Origin of the sequence: Streptomyces sp. AP-93, assembly GCF_022808175.1 — a bacterium.
Lineage (GTDB): Bacteria > Actinomycetota > Actinomycetes > Streptomycetales > Streptomycetaceae > Streptomyces.
This window is the reverse complement of the sequence record NZ_JALGBX010000011.1, coordinates 59,366-76,879: the sequence shown is the minus strand read 5'-3', so window position 1 is coordinate 76,879 and position 17,514 is coordinate 59,366. Positions and strand designations below refer to the sequence as shown.

General features: G+C 68.3%; 8 protein-coding genes. 1 reads left to right on the top strand and 7 read right to left on the bottom strand.

Annotated elements, in window-relative coordinates; translation table 11 throughout:
- Window positions 1-56: 56 nt before the first annotated feature.
- Window positions 57-2,546: a GIY-YIG nuclease family protein gene (locus MTF69_RS19555; protein ID WP_243336211.1), complete on the top strand. Its 2,490-nt coding sequence runs from the start codon at window positions 57-59 to the stop codon at window positions 2,544-2,546.
- A 2-nt stretch (window positions 2,547-2,548) separates the two neighbouring features.
- Here MTF69_RS19555 and MTF69_RS19550 read toward each other — a convergent pair whose 3' ends face one another.
- The 7 genes from MTF69_RS19550 to MTF69_RS19520 all read right to left on the bottom strand — a co-directional run bounded on the left by MTF69_RS19550 (window position 2,549) and on the right by MTF69_RS19520 (window position 17,429).
- Complete coding sequence (locus MTF69_RS19550; protein WP_243336210.1) at window positions 2,549-4,681, bottom strand: UvrD-helicase domain-containing protein; 2,133 nt, start codon at window positions 4,679-4,681, stop codon at window positions 2,549-2,551.
- 41 nt (window positions 4,682-4,722) lie between these two features.
- Window positions 4,723-6,918, bottom strand: a complete 2,196-nt coding sequence (locus MTF69_RS19545; RefSeq protein ID WP_243336209.1) for an AIPR family protein — start codon at window positions 6,916-6,918, stop codon at window positions 4,723-4,725.
- Window positions 6,919-6,991: 73 nt separating this feature from the next.
- Window positions 6,992-8,578 (bottom strand): serine/threonine-protein kinase, encoded by a 1,587-nt coding sequence (locus tag MTF69_RS19540; protein ID WP_243336364.1) that lies wholly within the window; start codon window positions 8,576-8,578, stop codon window positions 6,992-6,994.
- A gap of 241 nt (window positions 8,579-8,819) precedes the next feature.
- The gene (locus MTF69_RS19535) at window positions 8,820-11,999 is read right to left on the bottom strand and encodes a type I restriction endonuclease subunit R (protein ID WP_243336208.1); all 3,180 of its coding nucleotides are present in this window, start codon (window positions 11,997-11,999) and stop codon (window positions 8,820-8,822) included.
- Complete coding sequence (locus tag MTF69_RS19530; RefSeq protein ID WP_243336207.1) at window positions 11,996-13,159, bottom strand: hypothetical protein; 1,164 nt, start codon at window positions 13,157-13,159, stop codon at window positions 11,996-11,998. Before MTF69_RS19530 ends, MTF69_RS19535 begins: the two co-directional genes overlap by 4 nt.
- 23 nt (window positions 13,160-13,182) lie before the next feature.
- Window positions 13,183-15,174, bottom strand: a complete 1,992-nt coding sequence (locus MTF69_RS19525; RefSeq protein ID WP_243336206.1) for a class I SAM-dependent DNA methyltransferase — start codon at window positions 15,172-15,174, stop codon at window positions 13,183-13,185.
- 56 nt (window positions 15,175-15,230) lie between these two features.
- Window positions 15,231-17,429 (bottom strand): N-6 DNA methylase, encoded by a 2,199-nt coding sequence (locus MTF69_RS19520; protein ID WP_243336205.1) that lies wholly within the window; start codon window positions 17,427-17,429, stop codon window positions 15,231-15,233.
- Window positions 17,430-17,514 lie beyond the last annotated feature (85 nt).

Sequence of the window (17,514 nt, the reverse complement as noted above, 5' to 3'; positions counted from 1 at the left end):
CCACTGGCACACTCACTGCACAGCGTGGGCAGTGGATCCGGGACATCTGCACGGGGTTGATCGCCGCGTCGGGTCAGCACCCACTTCTCGATCCCGGGCGGCTCTTGGGCGAGCTCGGGGACCCGGAGCTGCTAGGCGCCCTCCTCGTCACACGGACGGTTGTTTTGGAAGCGCGCGGCCTGTCGACCAGTGACATCGCTGAAGCGCTGGCGGGGATGCCCGTATTCGCCGGCCCGCAGCCCGACTTGAGCGAACTGACTGGATTCGTCGAGCACGTCCGGCGGCACATGGAGTATCACGGAGGAATCGGCGGCTCGGTTCTCCTGCTCGGGCTTGGCCTGCGTGGCGAGGATCCTGAGAGCACACACCGCCTCCTCGTGGATTTCTGGGCGCATCAGCGCGCTCGGGCGGTCACCGAGACTCAGGTGCGACAGGAACTGATCAGGTACTGGGGCATGGAGAGCTCCGAGGCATCGGACTGCCACGTCACCCCCTCGATCATTTCCCTGGAGGACTTCAAAGACATCTGGCACCACCTCAAAGCAGAACCCGATGGCCGCGTCGCCAATCTTGCCGCGTTTGCCATGGGCAAGGGGGGCAGTACCCGCAGTGAACGCTGGCTGAGCGAGTTCACCGCCCATAAGGCCGGTCATCTGCAGGAACTCGGGTCCGAGGCGGTCGGGTGCGCCGGAGTTGAGCGGTACTTGCGGACAGCTCTCACCCACCCGAAGGCGGATGCCGCACTACGGACGGTCAGCGCCCGCGCACTGCAGTTGGTCGGGGAGCAACGCACACGACTCGCCGATACGATTCGCAGCCTGAGCAGTGCTGAGCGTGAATTGGTCCAGGCCCGCTCCCAGGGGGAGAAATTCAGGGATGCCTGCATCCTCACCTACCTGAACTGGGCCGGAGACATCAGGTCGGGAAGCACGTACGACAGCGAGGCCCAGGCAGTACACGGCATCTGGGCGGCCCTGCCCTGGTGGAACATCATCGCGCGCAACGCTGCTGAAGCGGCTGCTGTCGAAGGTGTTCTGGATGAGGGAGTTCTTCCACTCAGCTTCGAAGAGGACCCCACAGCCCAGGACAGACTGACAATGATCGTCCGCAAGCCTAGAACGGCGTCCGTGGGCATGCTCGCCCGCTTCGTCTTCGATCTGGCCAACCCGGCGCATCTCTGCGAATTGCTCCTCATCGGGCGTCGGCCGGGCGTTCCCATCGACCTCTTTGTGGGGTCCCAGGACGAATGGGAGATCGAGGCAACCCATGTGGGCACCTCGTACGCGGCTGTGCCCCAAGAGCTCGCAGGGCTTATCACACAGGTCGCCACCCAGGCCCTGACCAGATCGCTGCCTGGGGCGTGGGATGCGGATCACGACATCTATGAGGGGATCCAGGCTCTCACGCGCGAGCTGAAGCGCCTCCGCCACGGCCGTCTTGAACACTACGCCGCGGCGCGCCACATCACCGGCGTCCCCGCTTCTGCCCTTGACGGTGGAATCACACCGCTGGTCACGGATCCCCCGGTATCCCTTTCTGCCTTTCCGCAGCAGACGACGGTCCGGAAGACTCACCACACTCGTCAACCATCTGCACCGCCCGGCCGTCCCTCCCGCAGAGAGATCGGGTTCGTTTACGTCCAGAGAAACCCGGCATTCCCCGACATGCTCAAGATCGGCTACTCCGAGCGTCTCGCAGAGGACCGGGCAAAGGAACTGTCCCGCACATCGGTGCCCTTCCCCTACGAGGTGCTCTTCCGGACCGCGTCATCACACGCCGCTCAGGTGGAGCAGGCTGTTCACCGGCTCCTGGCTGCGCAAAGGGTGTCCGGTAACCGAGAATTCTTCCGAGTGTCGTTGGATACCGCCGTCACAGCGATCCGTCATTGCCAGCAGACGGTGACCGGGATCAGCTCATGGGAATCGCTCCCGGCCGTCCATCGGCTGCGGTCAGGGGACCGTGTCGTCCTCCCGCTGGCAGCGGACGAGATCTTCGCGCTCACCGCCCTGCCCGACCTGTTCAGCCCCGCCGAACCCCTCGATCTGTGGCAGGCACATGCGGACCATGACCTGCTGGAGATCCACGTAACGAACGACCCCGGGCACGTCGCCGGATTCAGCGACAACGACCCGGGCGGGGATGAAGACCCGGTGCCCTTCCTCGACCGGAAGGCGACTGCTCCCAACGGCATGCTGCTCGGCCGCGAACGCCTGGTGGCAGGAGACCGGCTCGTCTGGCTGTCGGACAAGGACGGGGCGGAGCACTGCCAGGCCGTTGTCTTCGAAGCCGACTCGTTCTGCCAGATCACCTACCGCTCATGGGCCCTTCAGCGTGATCCATCGGGCTGGCCGCTGCTGATGAATTTCACGACTCGGGACATCTCTCCGGCCATGGGAGCACGGGTCAGAGAGGTACTCGCTCTGCGGCCTCCCCGCACCTGGGCGCCGAGGAACCCCCGTTCGGAAGACGGCTGGGCCGAGCCGGCGATTCGGCCCCAGCCTCCCGAGTTCTGGTTGCGGCAGCTCGGACGCAACGGCCCGGGGTGAACTCAGACGCCGGATTCCCGCAGGAACGGGCTCGGCTCACCCGACCAGGACACGTACAGCCCGTCGCGCGCTCTCGTGCAGGCGACGAACAGCAGGCAGCGCTCAGCGAGCAGGTCGGCCTCGTGCTGGAGACGGTCAAGGTCCATAGGCGTCACCGCCTTGGGGAACGGCAGAGCGCCGTCGTGGACGCCGACCACTGCGACGCAGCGGTACTCCAGGCCTTTGAAGGAGTGCATGGTGCCCACGTTCACCGCGTCGGCCACGGTCGGCCGGTCGGCCCGCAGCCGCCGCGCAGGAATGCCGGCGGCCGTCAAGTGCTCCGCCACCTGGTCGCAAGTCCGGTTGAAGCGAGCACTCACGCCGATGTCACCGAGGGCGACGCCTTCCTCGAGCCATCCCCGGACACGGGTGACGAGGGCGCCCAGTTCCTCTTCCTGCGTGGTGGCCGCGTGGGTCTCGGGGAGTCCCCCGTGGAGCGCCGAGCGGTAGCCGAGAAGTGTTTCGTGACGGGCGTCGTCCTCCAGCTCCGCGAAGGGGCGCCCGATCAGCAGCGCGGTGGACCAGCTGAGGATCTCGTGGGTCGATCGGTAGTTCTTCCGCATCTTCGCCGACCGGCCCGCGACCTTGATCCCGACCGCCTTGAGCGAGACCTTGCAGTCGTAGATCCGCTGATGCGGGTCACCTGCGATGAACAGGTCGTCCGGGCGCGCCGGAGCGGCCGCGCGCAGGAGGCGCCACTGAGCGGGATGCAGGTCCTGGGCCTCGTCTACGACGATGTGCCGGTAGCGCGGACCGGACCGTTCCAGGAGGTCCGCGGCCTCGGCGCACGTGCCGAGGTAAGTGCGCAGGCCTTCGGAGCCGAGCCGGTCGGCAAACTCCTCCATGGCACGCCATACCGAGGGCCTGGCCGCGGGCGGCAGGGCGCTGCCGCGCCCCCTCCGTTCGGCGGTTTCGTACTGCTCGTACGTGCGCAGGTTCCGGGCGAGGACGACATGCCTGTATTCCTGGGCGAGGAACTGCGGGCTACCGGCGAAGCCCGAGGCCTGCGCGGCCCGCTGCCAGCGGGCGGGTTCCTCGTCGGCGCGCAGCGGCCGACGTGAGGTGGACACCACGCGCCCTGCGAACGCGTCGACGGTCATGATGTCCACCCGGTCCCGGAGCGTCCCGTCGTCCACGAGTTCGGCGAGGCCGGCGCGGAGAGCCGCCACCAGCGCATTGGTGTAGGTGGTGAGCAGGATGCGGTCGCCCTCCCGCAGGTGGCCGAGCAGGTGCCGCACGCGGTGCAGGGCGACGACCGTCTTGCCCGTGCCGGGGCCTCCGGTGACCTGCGCCGGACCGGAGTACGAAGCGCGGTAGGCCACCTTGTGCTGGGAGGGGTGCAGGAACACCCGCCAGGCGGCGAAGGGCTTGTCGAGGATCTCGCGGAGCTCCTCCGATCCGGTGACCAGGGCGATGCGGGTGCGGGTGCGCCGGATGGCGCTCTCGTAGTCCACCGGGTCCACGGGCTCCGCGCTGTCGGCGGCGGCCAGGCTGACGGCCACCACGTCACGCCACACGTCCTCCACCGTGAAACCGGCGGCGAGGTACTCCAGGACGTCGCGCTGGTCCTGCGGGAAGAAGGGAGCGAACGCCTGCAGCTGTGAATGCGTAGTCAGTACCCGGGCCTGGTCGAGCGTGGTTCCGTCGATGCCGAGGGCGGCCAGGTCCCCGTCCGAGAACTCGGCGAAGAGCCGTTGTGCGGGCGCTGGCGCGATCCGCTCGTAGGCAGGGGTGAGTTCCTCCAGTACGGCGATGTCGCGGATCTCGACGGCCCGGGTGACCGTGTTGATGCTCGCCTTCTGTTTGACCGCCCAGGCGTTGGCCGCGTCGTGCGGCAGCACCCGGAGCAGGACGTACGTGTCCCCGCTGTCGGGTGCGAGCACGACCCCGCGGGTCCCCCGGTCGATCCGGATGGTCCGGATGTTGCGGTCACGTGCCCCCTTGAGGGCCTCCAGGTTCAGGCCGGGGTCCTTGAACAGCTGGTCCAGGGTGAGACGTTCGAACTTCTCCCAGGCATCGAACACCCCCTGCCGGACCGTGCCCTGGAGTTTCGGGAGCTGGGCGCAGAAGGCGATGTCGAAAGCTAGGCGGGGCATGGCTGGTGGTTCTCTCTCCTGGTCGTGATGCGCCGGTGGTTCTAGTGGCCGGCCTCTTCGTCAGCCTGCTGTCCCGGCTCCTCCGGCTCCTCCAGAGCGCCCAGGGTCCGCCAAGCGAGATCGGCAAGGGTCTCCCCCGACTTGGTGGCCCAACGGGCGGTGCCCTGGTTCGCGACGGGCCGCTCTGCCCATTCGGCCAGCTCCCACATACGGGCGATCAGCCCGGCGGGCGAATACTGTTCGCCATCGGCCGCCCAGAGGATCGGCTTCGTACGGTCGTTCACCCAGCTCGCACGGGCCCGCCGCTCGTCCTCGGCGAGCCAATCCCGCAGGGCTTCGGCCTCCATCGGGTAGGCCGTGCTGAGCATCAGCGGTTCACCGTCGTTCAGGACCCGCTTGTCGACGAGTACGTGCACGGCGTTGGGTCGGCGGCGCTTGCGCTGGGGGCGGGCACGGCGGTAGGTGTCCGGGGAGCGGCGGCCCTCCTGCTCATCACCGGTCATGACGGCGACGACGCGCTCTATCAGGTCGCGGCAACGGTCGGCGTCGGAGCACAGGGCCCGGATCTGTGAGCGCTCCGTGAAGAGCTCGTCGATCGCGGCCATGGTGACGGGCAGCAGCCGCTCGACGAGTGCCTTTGTCTTCGCGGTGGCTTCTTCGGCCCAGGCCAGTTTGGTGTCGGGCTCGCCCATGGCCTCGGTGTCGAGCAGCCGGAACACCAGATGGGTGAGCAGGTACGTGCCGTGCTGCGTCAGTGCCGCGCCGCGCCCCTCGTAGCGCTTGCGGAGATCGAGGAGGCAGCGCTGTACCTCACGCAGCACCTGGACCGCGTTCCACAGCAGGTACACACTCGGCCTCGGTCGGAAGAGCGTGTCGTAGGCGCCCTGCGGACCCCGTTCCCACAAGGGGTCAAGCGACAGTGCGATCCGCGCCGCGTACTGGCTGTCGACATGCGCGCAGGCCAGGGCACAGGCAGCCTCGACCACCGTGCAGCCTGACGCCTCGGGCAGATCCACTTCGCTGCGCTGGACCTCGTACTCCAGGCCGAGTTCGGCTCTCATCTCGTCCATGATGTCGCCCTGGACAGGGTCGAGGGTGATGAAATCACGGTCGCTGACGCTGTTCTGGCGGTGGGTGGCGCGCGTGGTCTCGCTGGCGAACTCCTCGGCCTGCTGCGTGACGATGATTCGCACACTGATCTTGGCCTCGGCGGCGGCGTTGTCGTTGGCCATGGCATCGGCCACCGCCCGCACGGTCTGTGCACCGTTGACGACGCTCGCGTTGTGCAGCGTCAGGGTGAGGGGTTTCTGCTGGGGGGCACGAACGGACCTGACGGCCTTGTCTACCCGGTCACACAGCACGGTGATGCCATTGTTGAAGTACCAGAAGGTCGCCGGCTCCTCGGTGAGAGTGGAGATCAGGGCGTTGTTGATGGACGTCCGCCCCAAGGGCTTGCGGTTGTTCAGATTGAAGAGGTTCGTCCCGTGCTGGGTGGCCCAGTCCGCGACCTGTTCGGCGTCGACGATTCCCTGGTAGGACTCGTACAGCGCGTCGGAGCCCATGCCGAACCAGGGAAACAGCTCCGCGGAGAGAACCACCGGGTCCGGGGCCTGGTCGGCCCGGACGGACTCCCACACCTCGGCGGCCAGGATGATGCGGTGGTCCAGCACCGGGCCGTAGCGGTTGAACTCCGCCTCCCCGTTGGCGATGGCCTGCATGAAGCCCTCTTTGGGCAGGTCGGGGCGGATCAGGACCACGACCTGGGTGACGGGAACCGCTCCCCGGTCCATGACGGACTTCGCGTACTCGGCCAGCCGCCGGCCGCGCGGGTTGAACGGGGCGAAGTTCTCCTCGTCGATGAGCCGGTATCCCGCGAGGAGTTCGAGCACGGTTTCCCGCTCGTCCTTGGCGCTGCCCTTCCCGCTCCACTTGCTCTGGACGAGGTACACGTGGGGCTGCGGTCCCTCGACCACGGCGATCGCGTCGATGCCCTGATCGAGGTCCCCGTCGATGACGGTGGCGGCCGATTCCTCCGGGCTGAGGCCGGTGACGATCCGAACCGCCTGGGCGGTCAGCATGCGGGACATCAGCCGCTTCTCGAATGCTTCGCCCGTGTACTTGGCGGCCAGGTCGCCGACGTCCAGCAGTTCGCCGTAGACGCTCCTGAGAGCGTTGCCTATCTGGCGCACCTGGGTGACGAGGTCAGGCTTGCCGTCCTTGGACTGCCGTGCGTTCATGTTTCGTTTCCTCCCCTCGGCGGGGCTGACCAGCCCCCCGCCTTGCATATCTTGACCGAGCCGCTGACGACGGTCAGGGCGTGTGGCCATCGAGGTCCAGGCGGATGAGCGCCAGCGCCCCGGCGATCTCCGCGGTCAGCTCGTCCTCGGGCCCGTAGACGAGGGTGAGGTCGACGTGGAGCGGTTCGAGGATGTCCCGGGCTTCGGCCGCCCGGCCTTGAGCGAGCAGCAGCATGCCGATGTCGCGGCGCAGTTCGACGGCTTCCTCGCTGACGTCGCTGTCGACGGACCGTACGACACCCAGCAGTCCCTGCAGCGCGGCGAGCGCCTCCGTCACCTGGCCGAGCTCGGCGCGGCAGCGGGCGGCCTGGGCGCGACAGGCGCGGGCCTGTTCGCTGGTCGGGCCGTTGATCCGGCCGTACGCGTCGGCGAGCGCGGCGAACTCGGGGAGCGCGGACCGGTAGTCGCCGCCGAGCAGGCGGATGGCGGCCCGCTGGGTGCGCAATTCCAGCACCTGCCGGCTCTCGGAGCCGAGCGCCCGGGCGGCCGGCTCGATGACCTCGCTCAGCACCTCGGCGGCCTGGGCGAAGCGCTCCTCCTCGATGAGGGCGTCGGAGTGCGCGTACGCCTCCTTGATCTCGGCCCTGAGTTCGGCCGGGACGGGTAGGGGCCCGGGGGCCTCGGCCTGCGCGGCGGGTGCGCCGGTTCCGCTCCGTCCGGGCTGGGGGCGGGCACGCGGTGCGTACGGGTTGCGGAACAGCCCGGTCGGGTCGGGTGCCCCGGTCGGCCCCGCCTCGTCGGGGGCCGGTTCCTGCCCGGCCGCGGGCAGGAAGGGCCGCAGCCGCTCGTACACCTCCTGGATGTCGGCGGGCCGCGCTTCCGGGGCCTTGCGGAGCAGGTGCAGTACGAGTTCCTCCAGCGCGGTCGGTACCTCGGGGCGCAGGTGGCGCAGCGGGGTGGGGGCTGCGCTGACGTGCTGGTACATGAGGAGGAACTCGCTGTCCGCATGGAACAGGACGCGGCCGCTGAGCAGCTCGTGGAGGACGCACCCGAGCGCGTACAGGTCCGTCTGGGGGGTGATACGGCCGCCGCGGACCTGCTCGGGTGCCATGTACTGGGAGGTCCCGATGGGCGTGCCGGTCGCGGTCAGCTTGGTCGCGTCGGTGCGCAGGATCGCCGCGATGCCGAAGTCGAGGACCTTCACCGTCCCGTCCCGGGCGACGAGGACGTTGCTCGGCTTGAGGTCCCGGTGGATGGCCGGCACTTCGTGGGCGTGCGACAGCACGGTGGCGACCTGGGCGGCGACGGCCGCGGCCCAGCTCACGGGCAGCGGGCGGGCGGGGTCGACGTAGGCCGACAGCTGTACGCCCTCGACCAGTTCCATGACGAGGAAGAGCCGCTCGTGCGTGTCGTCGAGGACTGCGTCGTACACCTGCGGCACGCCTGGGTGCTGGATCCGGGCGGTGATCCGGGCCTCGCGGCGGAACCGCTTCGCGAACTCCTCGGCGAGCTGCGGCGAGGTGACGGACTGCTGCCGGATCAGCTTCACGGCGATGGGCCGGTCCAGCACGGCGTCGTAGCCGCGCCAGACATCGCCCATGCCTCCGTGGCTGATCTCCTCCAGGAGTTCGTATCTTCCGGCGATCATCTGCTGCGGCATCTTGCCCGCCCCCGTCGCGTCCGAGCGCCGGCGTACGAACACAGGTGGTGCCGGCCGGCCCGACATGTCAGGCTAGTCTGCGGCGCGTGACGATCTTCCGTCCAGTGAGGTTGCCGGGTTTGGCGGCTATGGCCGAGAAGGGCCCATGGCAGCTCGGCTCGGGCCGCGCGCATCCATCGGTCTCCTCGTGGCGGGCCCCGCGTACGTCGTGTGGTGTACGCGGGCCCGCGGCGGCGGCGCGCTAAGCCGCGTCGTCCACACCTTCCTCGCGGCGGATCATCCGCCACGCGGCGCGGCGGGCGCTGCGGTCCAGGCTGGACTTGAAGTTGCGGTCGGCGCCGAAGTACTGGCGGCCGATACCGGCGATGGTGTCGATGTGGTCGGCCATCTTGTCGGCGAAGACCTTGTCGAACACCTTCCCGAAGTTGTCCTCGTCGTTGACGACGGCCGCGGCCCGTACCTTCGCGTCGGCCTTGGCCTCCTCGAAGGGGCGGATGACGTCCTGCTCGGTGAAGTCCGTGCCGAATTTGGCGTTGAACTTCTCGATCAGTTCGGACAGGAGCGACTTTTCGGCCTCCTTGGCGCCGCCCTCGCCCTCACCGAAGCCCGGCAGCGTCGCAGACCCCTCGTCGGTGAGGGAGAGGTCGTGCCCGCCGGTCTTCTGCACCCTCAGGTGGCTGAGGTCCACCGCGCCGATGTCCACGCCGCCGTCGGTGCGGCCGCGCAGCCGGGTGAGGAGGTACCGCCCGTAGAGGTGCAGCCGCTCCAGGTCGGGGTCGTGGTAGGGCACGATCTGGGCGAGGAAGCCGTACTTGCGTACGTAGTCGTTGAGGTCGGCGCGGAAGTCCTCGGCCGTCTTGACCTTGTCCTCGTCCTCGTCGTCGTCGCGCAGGTCCTCGTAGCGGGTGACCGCCAGGGAGAGGCGGCGGTACAGCTCGGCGTGGAGCTTCTCCCACTTGGCCTGCGACCCGGCGGCCTTCTCCTTCGCCGCGAAGTAGGCGGCGGCGAACTCGTCCATCTCCTGCTCGGAGATGATCGGCGCGGACATGACCCGGCTCTGGGCGGTGTAGAGCAGGTTCGGGTCGGAGGGGAGGGTGTTCGCCTCCTTGAAGTACGGGCGGAAGGCCTCCTTGATGTCCTCGGCCTCGTTGACGAAGTCCAGGACGGCGAGGTCTGCCTGCGCCTTGCGTTCGGCGGTGCGGTTCAGGCGGGAGAGGGTCTGGACGGCCGAGATGCCGGTCAGCTTCTTGTTGACGTACATCGTCGTCAACAGGGGCTGGTCGAAGCCGGTCTGGTACTTCTCGGCGACCACCAGGATCTTGTACTCCTGCTGGCCCTTGGCGCCGGCCTTCACGGCCTTGTCGTCGGTGCGCGTGTAGCCGAAGGCCTTGGGCAGCGCGCTCTCGGCCAGGCCGCCGTTCTCCTTCGGCTCGGTGGTCTCGTCCCCGTCGATGGTGAGCGAGCCGGAGAAGGCGACCAGGACGCCGAGGTCCGGGTACTTCGTGTGGTAGTCGCGGTCCTGGATGTAGCTCTTGATGGCGCGTGCCATCTGGACCGCGGAGTGCCGGGAGGCGGTCACGACCATGGACTTGGCGCGCCCGCCGAGCCGACCCCGGGTGTGGGTGACGAAGTGCTCGACGATCACCTGGGCGTGCTGGGAGACGGTCGAGTCGTGGGTGAGCGCGTACCGGGCGAGGAGGCCGTTCGCCTTGGAGGGGTCGACCTCCAGTTCGTCGCGGTTCTGGTTCACCAGCTTCCAGTACGTGTTGTACGTGACGTAGTTGCGCAGGGGGTCGAGGATGAAGCCTTCCTCGATGGCCTGGCGCATGGAGTACGTGTGGAAGGGGCGGTAGGCGGCCTTGCCGTCGATCTGGTCGGGGGTACCGAAGAGTTCGAGGGTCTTGGCCTTGGGGGTGGCGGTGAAGGCGAAGTAGGAGAGGTTGGCGGCCCGGGAGCGGTCCTCGGCCTTCTTCTTGAGGTGGTCGGTGACCGTGAGGGTGGTCGCGCCGGCGTCCTCGGAGTCCGAGTCGAGGCCGAGGTCGCGCAGGGCCTCGCGTACGTTGGTGGCCGCTTCCCCGGACTGGGAGGAGTGGGCCTCGTCGACGATGATCGCGAAGGTGGTGCCCGTGATCTCGGTCGGCTTGCGCTTCATGTAGTCGAGCAGCGCGGGGAACGAGTGCAGGGTGACCGTGACGATCTTGCCGGTGTCGCGGGAGAGAGCGCGGGCGAGCTGCTCGCTCTTGGCGCCGTGCTTCTCGTCGATCTTGACGACCAGGCCGTCGGTCTGGGAGAAGCTGCCGACCGTCTCGCGGAGCTGGGCGTCCAGGTTCCGGCGGTCGGTGATGACGATGACCTTGTCGAACACGGGTGCGCCGGGCTTGATCAGGCCGGCGGTGAGTGCCTCCTGGTTGAGAACCCGGGGGTCGTTGTCCGCGTGCAGGTCGGAGAGGCGGTGGGCGAGCCAGCCGATGGTGTTGGACTTGCCGGAGCCGGCCGAGGCCATGACCAGGTAGTTCTGGCCGGCGCCGTGGGTGGCGGCGTGGGCGGTCAGCTTCTTGACCACGTCCCACTGGTGGTAGCGGGGGAAGATCGTGGTGGCGCCGGCGGTCTTCTTCGACTTCTGCTGGTGGACGAAGCGCTGGAGGAGGTCGAGCCAGTTGTCACGCGCCCAGACCTGCTCCCAGAGGTAGGAGGTCGCGTACGTGCCGAAGGCGGTGGGGGCGGCGTTGCCGGCGCCGCCGGGGCGGCCGGGGCCTTCGGAGCCGGTGTTGAAGGGGAGGAAGCGGGTGTTCTTCCCCTTCAGGTGGGTCGCGACGAAGACGAGGTCCGGGTCTATCGCGAAGTTCGCGATGGCGCGGCGGGTGAAGATCAGCTCGGTGGGGTCGCGGTCGGTGCGGTACTGCTCCTTGGCGTGCTCGACACCCTGGCCGGTGAGGGGGTTCTTGAGCTCGGCGGTGGCGACCGGGATCCCGTTGAGGAAGAGGGTCAGGTCGAGGCGGTTGTTCCAGTCGAGCTGCTTCGTCGCATAGGGGAGCTCGCGGACGACGGTGAGGCGGTTGGCTCGGTAGCCGTCGAGGATGGAGTCGTCGGCGACGAGGTTTGGCTTGAAGTAGGCCACCCGGAGGAGTACGCCGCGGTCCTTGACGCCGTTACGGAGGACAGTGAGCAGGCCGTCGTTGGCGATGGCCTGGTCGAGGCGGCGGCCGAAGCCTCGCATGGCCTCGGCCTGGTCGCCGCCGTAGACGCCGACCAGGTCGTACCACTCCTGGGGCTGGGACGCACCGATGAAGGTGAACAGCTCGTTGGTGTCCAGGCCGACGTCGGCCTGGTAGTCGGCGGGCTGCGCCTCGCGCCAGCCGCGCTCGGTGAGGGCGGCGACTATCGCGGATCCGAAGGCGGACTCGTTGTGGATGGGGCTCATGTGGTGACTCCGTCCGTGACATTGCGTCCGCTGGCGGTGGATACGTCGAACTGGCCGGTGACTGCGGCGGTGATGAGCGCCTGGCGACGTTCAGCGAGAAGTCCCACAGAGGCAGCTAGCGCCTTCCGGGCGCGCGCGACTGATTCAGCGCTCCGATCGAGCGCAGATGCGATCGCGCTCTGCTTGCCGACAGGAACGTCTGGGATGACACAGTCCTTGACAACGCTGGACGGCAGACTGTTTGCCATCCCTTCAGCCCCGGAGATTCCGTTCTCAAGGTGCATCCGCACCTGATGGCTGCGCAGAGTGTGGGCGACGAAATCTACGTGCGCACGCGTGCGGTTAATCTGAAGGCGATACACCTTGTCACAAAGCAGCAGATTACTCCTCAGTTCACCCACGATGCCGACACTCCCAATCAGTTTGGTAGAGCCACTCGCGCGCGACATGAGCAGGTCTCCCTGTTTGATGGCAAATTCTCGCCGCGGCTCCACGCCTGCCGGGAGGGCCTTGTGTTGACTAGCATCGAATTTGCCAGAATTGACACAACCGGCCTTTACTACACCCCACTCGCCATTCTCGACTAGGCGGTCCTCGCACTGCGGAGACCACCCTTGCTCCATGCCCATCAGCAAGTGCCGAATGCGGACATCGCCATACCGGGTCGTGAGATCAAGCAGAACCGCGGACACCTCACTCCGCCAGTGGTCACCCAGCAGCTCGGATTGTCGACTACGCAACGCGGTGAGCTGGTCAATTCGGGCTGTCTCGGCGTCGAGGAAGTCGGCGATGCAGCGCTGCTCGTCCAGAGAAGGCGGCGCAGGTACTGACACCTCATAGGCAGCCTCGCGAGCCAGGCCAGGGACTCCAACGTCTTGTGAGGGGCCCTTGAGGTCTACGGCCTGCAGGACGTAGTACAGCCACCTGAGGTTGGCAGACGTAAGTCGCTCATCGATGTAATACGCCGTATCGATGGCGAACCCGCCCGAAGGCAGCCAGTGCACCGATCCGTAGCTTCCCTTGCGGCCGACCACTATTCCGGGCGCCCGAAAGTTTGACGAACTGTGACTTCCAGAGATGCCCCCCGAACCAACGACGGGAAAGTCGCCATCAACCCGCGTGCCAGCGGCGAGTGAATCCCCGTAGGCCATGCGGGTCACCCGCTTCAGCGGAACTGTCGACCTCATTCGGTCACCTCTCCCAGCAGCGCCTGAATCTCCGCCTCCAGAGTCCTCAGCTCAGCATCGATCTCCGCCAGCGGGCGCGGCGGCTCGTACACATAGAAGAGCCGCGTGAACGGGATCTCGTAGCCGATCTTCGCCTTCGTGTGGTCGATCCATGCGTCCGGGACGTGCGGGTGGACCTCGCGCTTCAGGTACTCCTCGACGTCCTCGCCCAGCGGGACGTTCTCGTAGTCCCGGAGGTCCGCGTCCGGTTCCGGCTCGCCCTTGATCTTCTGGACCTCACCCTCGGGGTCGCGGACGCCGATCGTGTCCCGGACCGCCTTGGTGAAGGGGGCGCCCGTCGGCCAGAGGAGACCGGCGGCGACGACCGCGTCCTTCAGCGCGACCAGCGCGTCGGACTTCTTGGACCACGTCGAACCCAGCAGGGTGCGGACGGCGGCCACGAAGGGCTCAGCCTCGGCCAGTTTCTGGACCGGCTTCGCCGTGGCCAGGGCCGTCAGGGTCTCCTCCGTGACCTCGAAGCGGAGCTTCAGCGGGCGCTCGACCGTGATGCGCTGGTAGCCGAAGGCCTCGTTGTCAAAGACCTTGACCTTGGTGTGGAGGGCGCGTTCGGGGTCCTTGGCGACCTGGATCGCTTCCGCGTACAGGCGCGTCACTTCCGCGATGTGCTGCTTGCCGAGCTCCTTACGTTTGTCGCCCAGCGACTTGCGCATCTTCTGCCACTGGTCGCGCGCGTCCAGCAGGACGACCTTGCCCTTGTGGTCCGGGGCCTTCCGGTTTGTGAGGATCCAGAAGTACGTGGAGATGCCAGTGTTGTAAAAGAGCTGGTCGGGCAGGGCGACGACGGCCTCCAGCCAGTCGTTCTCCAGGATCCAGCGGCGGATCTCCGACTCGCCCGAACCGGCCGCGCCCGTAAAGAGCGGCGAGCCGTTGAAGACGATGGCGATGCGGGAGCCGCCGCCCCCGCTGACGTCCACCGGCTTCATCATCGAGATCATGTGCTGGAGGAAGAGGAGCGAGCCATCGTTGATGCGCGGCAGGCCCGCGGCGAAGCGGCCGGCCTCGCCCAGGTGCTTGTGCTCGTACTCGACCTCCTCCTTGACCTTCTTCCACTCCACACCGAACGGCGGGTTGGCCAGGAGGTAGTCGAACTTCTCGCGGCCGTGGCCGGGGTCGCTGAAGGAGTTGCCGAACGCGATGTGCTCCGGGTCCTGCCCCTTGATCATCAGGTCGGACCGGCAGATTGCCCAGGACTCCGGGTTGAGTTCCTGGCCGTAGACCTCGACCGTGGCGTCCGGGTTGAGGTTCCGGATGTGTTCCTCGGCCGCCGAGAGCATGCCGCCGGTGCCGCACGCCGGGTCCATGACCGTACGGACCGCACCCGGAACGGTGAGCGCGTCCCCGTCGGGCGCGATCAGCAGGTTGACCATCAGCTTGATGACCTCGCGGGGAGTGAAGTGCTCACCCGCCGTCTCGTTGGACTGCTCCGCGAAGCGGCGGATCAGCTCCTCGAAGATGTAGCCCATGTTGTGGTTGGGCACGACCTCGGGGTGCAGGTCCAGGTCGGTGAACTTTCCGATGACCTTGTAGAGCAGGTCGGCACTGTCCAGCCGCTTGATCTGCTGCGTGAACTCGTACTTGTCGAGGACCTCGCGTGCGTTCTCCGAGAACGCGCCCATGTAGATCTGGAGGTTCTTCGCCGCGTTCTGCGGGTCGGCGGCGATCTTCCTCAGGGTCAGGTCGCTCTTGTTGTAGAAGGAGTGCCCCGAGGCCTTGCGGAGGAAGTAGTCCGTGTCGAGGTCCTGGCCCTGGAAACGGGCGACGGTCTCCGTGACCTTCTCGCGGGTCGGCTCCAGGACGCATTCCAGCCGACGCAGCACCGTCAACGGCAGGATGACCTTGCCGTAGTCGGACTGCCGGTAGTCGCCGCGCAGGAGGTCGGCGACGGACCAGGCGTGGTTCGCCAGTTCCGTGTGCTTACTGCTGTTCAAGGGGCCCGTGTTCCTTACAGGTCGGAGTGGTCAGGATGCGTCGAGCAAGTAGCTGATCAGACATTGGCATCGGGAGGCGGCAGAAGTGCGCCCACCGTAAGGCCGTTGGAGAGTGCGGCCGCCGCCTCGGTGGCGAGTTCGGCGGTACGGTGGGCGCTCTCTCGCAGGTCGTGGACGTGGCGGAAGGCGCAGCCGTACCGGCGCTGTTCCTCCAGCGGTAGCAGGGGGACGCGCAGGCGACCCGGGTTGACATGCATGATCGACGCGCCCGACGAAGCCGCGGCGATGTTGCCCTCCGCTCCCAGGAAGCCGGCCAGGAACCACGGGTCCAGGCGGGCCGGGTCCGGGCGCAGGATGTGGAGATGGGCCCCGAGCAGGGCACCGGCCTGCGTGGCGTCGGCTACTTGGGCCGTCGTGTACGGCCCGGTACCGCGGGGAAAGTCTCCGCGCAGGACGACGTCTCCCTCGGCCACGGTGACGACCTGCGCCGGATCCGTACGGATGCGGTCCGGATCACCGGACGGGGGGCCGCCGGTAGCGATGTCAGCGCCCGTCAGGACGCGTGTGGCCGTGCCGCCCTGGGGCCGGTGGGAGGTCGATGCCGTGCCCCGGGACTGCGGCGCCGGAGTCGCCCCCCGCAGCAGGGTCAGCGCCCCGCCCCGCGCCAGGTCGGAGACCGTCGCCGTACGCCAAGCGGCAGCAGCAGCCGGGGATTCGGCCGGGGGCCAGTCCCCGAACCGGGCGGCGTCGGCCAGGGCGGCCAGATGCTCGGACAGTGTTGCCTGCAGCTTCGCTAGCCGACCCGCAAGGGCTGCCGGGTCGACGTCCGACGCCGATGCCCGTACGTGCCGTGCCGGGTTCAGGTCCACCAGATCGTCGAGGAGGTCCACGACCGGCACGGCGCGGGCCACGCCCGGGACGTCGGTGAAGGCATCCGGATTGGTCGAGTACGCCGCCCAGGGCGTCAGGACGCGGGCCGTGAGGGCGGCCCAGTCGACGGGCTCCTGCCGGATGCGGGAGCCGCCCCGCGTACCGCGCGCCTGCGACGCCTCGCCCTCACTCGGCGGCTCACCGTTGACGAACAGGACGGCCGCGCGCTCCGTACCGCCCGGCTCGGGACGCTGGAGGACCCAGATCTGGAGCCCGATGTGCAGGGGCTGGGCGACGCCCGCCGGTAGGGCCATGATCGCCCGGATCGCGCCGCTGCGGACGAGTTCCGCGCGGATCCGGCGGCCGGAGGCGCGGAAGGCGAGGGCCGGGGGAAGCAGCATGACCGCGTAGCCGCCGGGGCGCAGGTGCGCCAGGCAGTGCTGGACCCAGGCCAGCTCGGACTCGAAGCGGGTGGGGACTCCGTAGGCCCATCTCGGGTCATAGGCCAGTTCCTCGTGGCCCCATTCGCGGTCGCCGAACGGCGGGTTGGTGAGGACCGCGTCCACGGACAGTCCGGGGAAGGCGTCCGCGCGCAGGCTGTCTCCCGCCCGGATGGCCACCGCGTTCTCGGGGAGGCCGCCCGCCAGGAGCAGGCGTACGGCGGTGCGCTGCGCCTGGACGGGCAGGGTGTCCTGGCCGAACAGTTCGCGTGCGCCCTTCCCGGCGGCGGCGACGAGGAAGGTGCCGCTGCCGCAGGCGGGGTCGAGCACGCTGCCGACACCGGCCGGGAGCAGGCTCGCCATGAGCTCGGCCAGTCCGTACGGGGTGCGGTACGTGCCGGCGGCGGGCCCCTCGTCCAGTTCCCGTTCGGCGAGCACGTCGAGTGCGGCCTGCGGGCCCTGCTCGCGGACGCACGCCAGGAGGGCGCGGACCGCCGCCGCATCCCCGGGGCCGTAGTGGACGTCGGCAGCCGCGGGCACGACGGCCGGCAGACGGCCGGCAGCTCGATCGGCGGCGGCGGTGAGTTCCTCGTCGGTGGCGGCCGCAAGGTCTTCGAGTTCCTCGGCGGTGTGCTGCGAAGCGGCCAGCACCAGCGGGAGCAGGCGGGCCGCGATCCCCGAGCGCGGCCCTTGCAGGCGCAGGGCGGTCCGCAGCTCCTCGTCAGGCGCGGCGGCGGAGGTGTGCCCGCGTGTGCCCAGCCACTCCTGTACGGACTGGAGGTCGTAGAGGGGGCTGGTCTCGGTACCGCCGGCGGGGGCGGGGAAGTCCTCGTGGCGGCGGCGCCAGTTGCTGACCGTGGCCCGCGTGACCCCGGCGATACGGGAGATCTCGGCGGCCGTCACCTGTAGCGGAGGCGAAGAGGGGCCTGCTGGCTGTGGGGGCATGGCGGGTTCCTGAACCTCTTGGATGCGAACAGCTCACACCCTACAACGATCGTCAAACCCGTCAAGTCGTTTGACAGTGCTTTCA

Bases quoted from the DNA above. Each gene is read 5' to 3' on its own strand.
- MTF69_RS19550 (WP_243336210.1), bottom strand. From the start codon at position 4,681: ATGCCCCGCCTAGCTTTCGACATCGCCTTCTGCGCCCAGCTCCCGAAA.
- MTF69_RS19545 (WP_243336209.1), bottom strand. From the start codon at position 6,918: ATGAACGCACGGCAGTCCAAGGACGGCAAGCCTGACCTCGTCACCCAG.
- MTF69_RS19540 (WP_243336364.1), bottom strand. From the start codon at position 8,578: ATGCCGCAGCAGATGATCGCCGGAAGATACGAACTCCTGGAGGAGATC.
- MTF69_RS19535 (WP_243336208.1), bottom strand. From the start codon at position 11,999: ATGAGCCCCATCCACAACGAGTCCGCCTTCGGATCCGCGATAGTCGCC.
- MTF69_RS19520 (WP_243336205.1), bottom strand. From the start codon at position 17,429: ATGCCCCCACAGCCAGCAGGCCCCTCTTCGCCTCCGCTACAGGTGACG.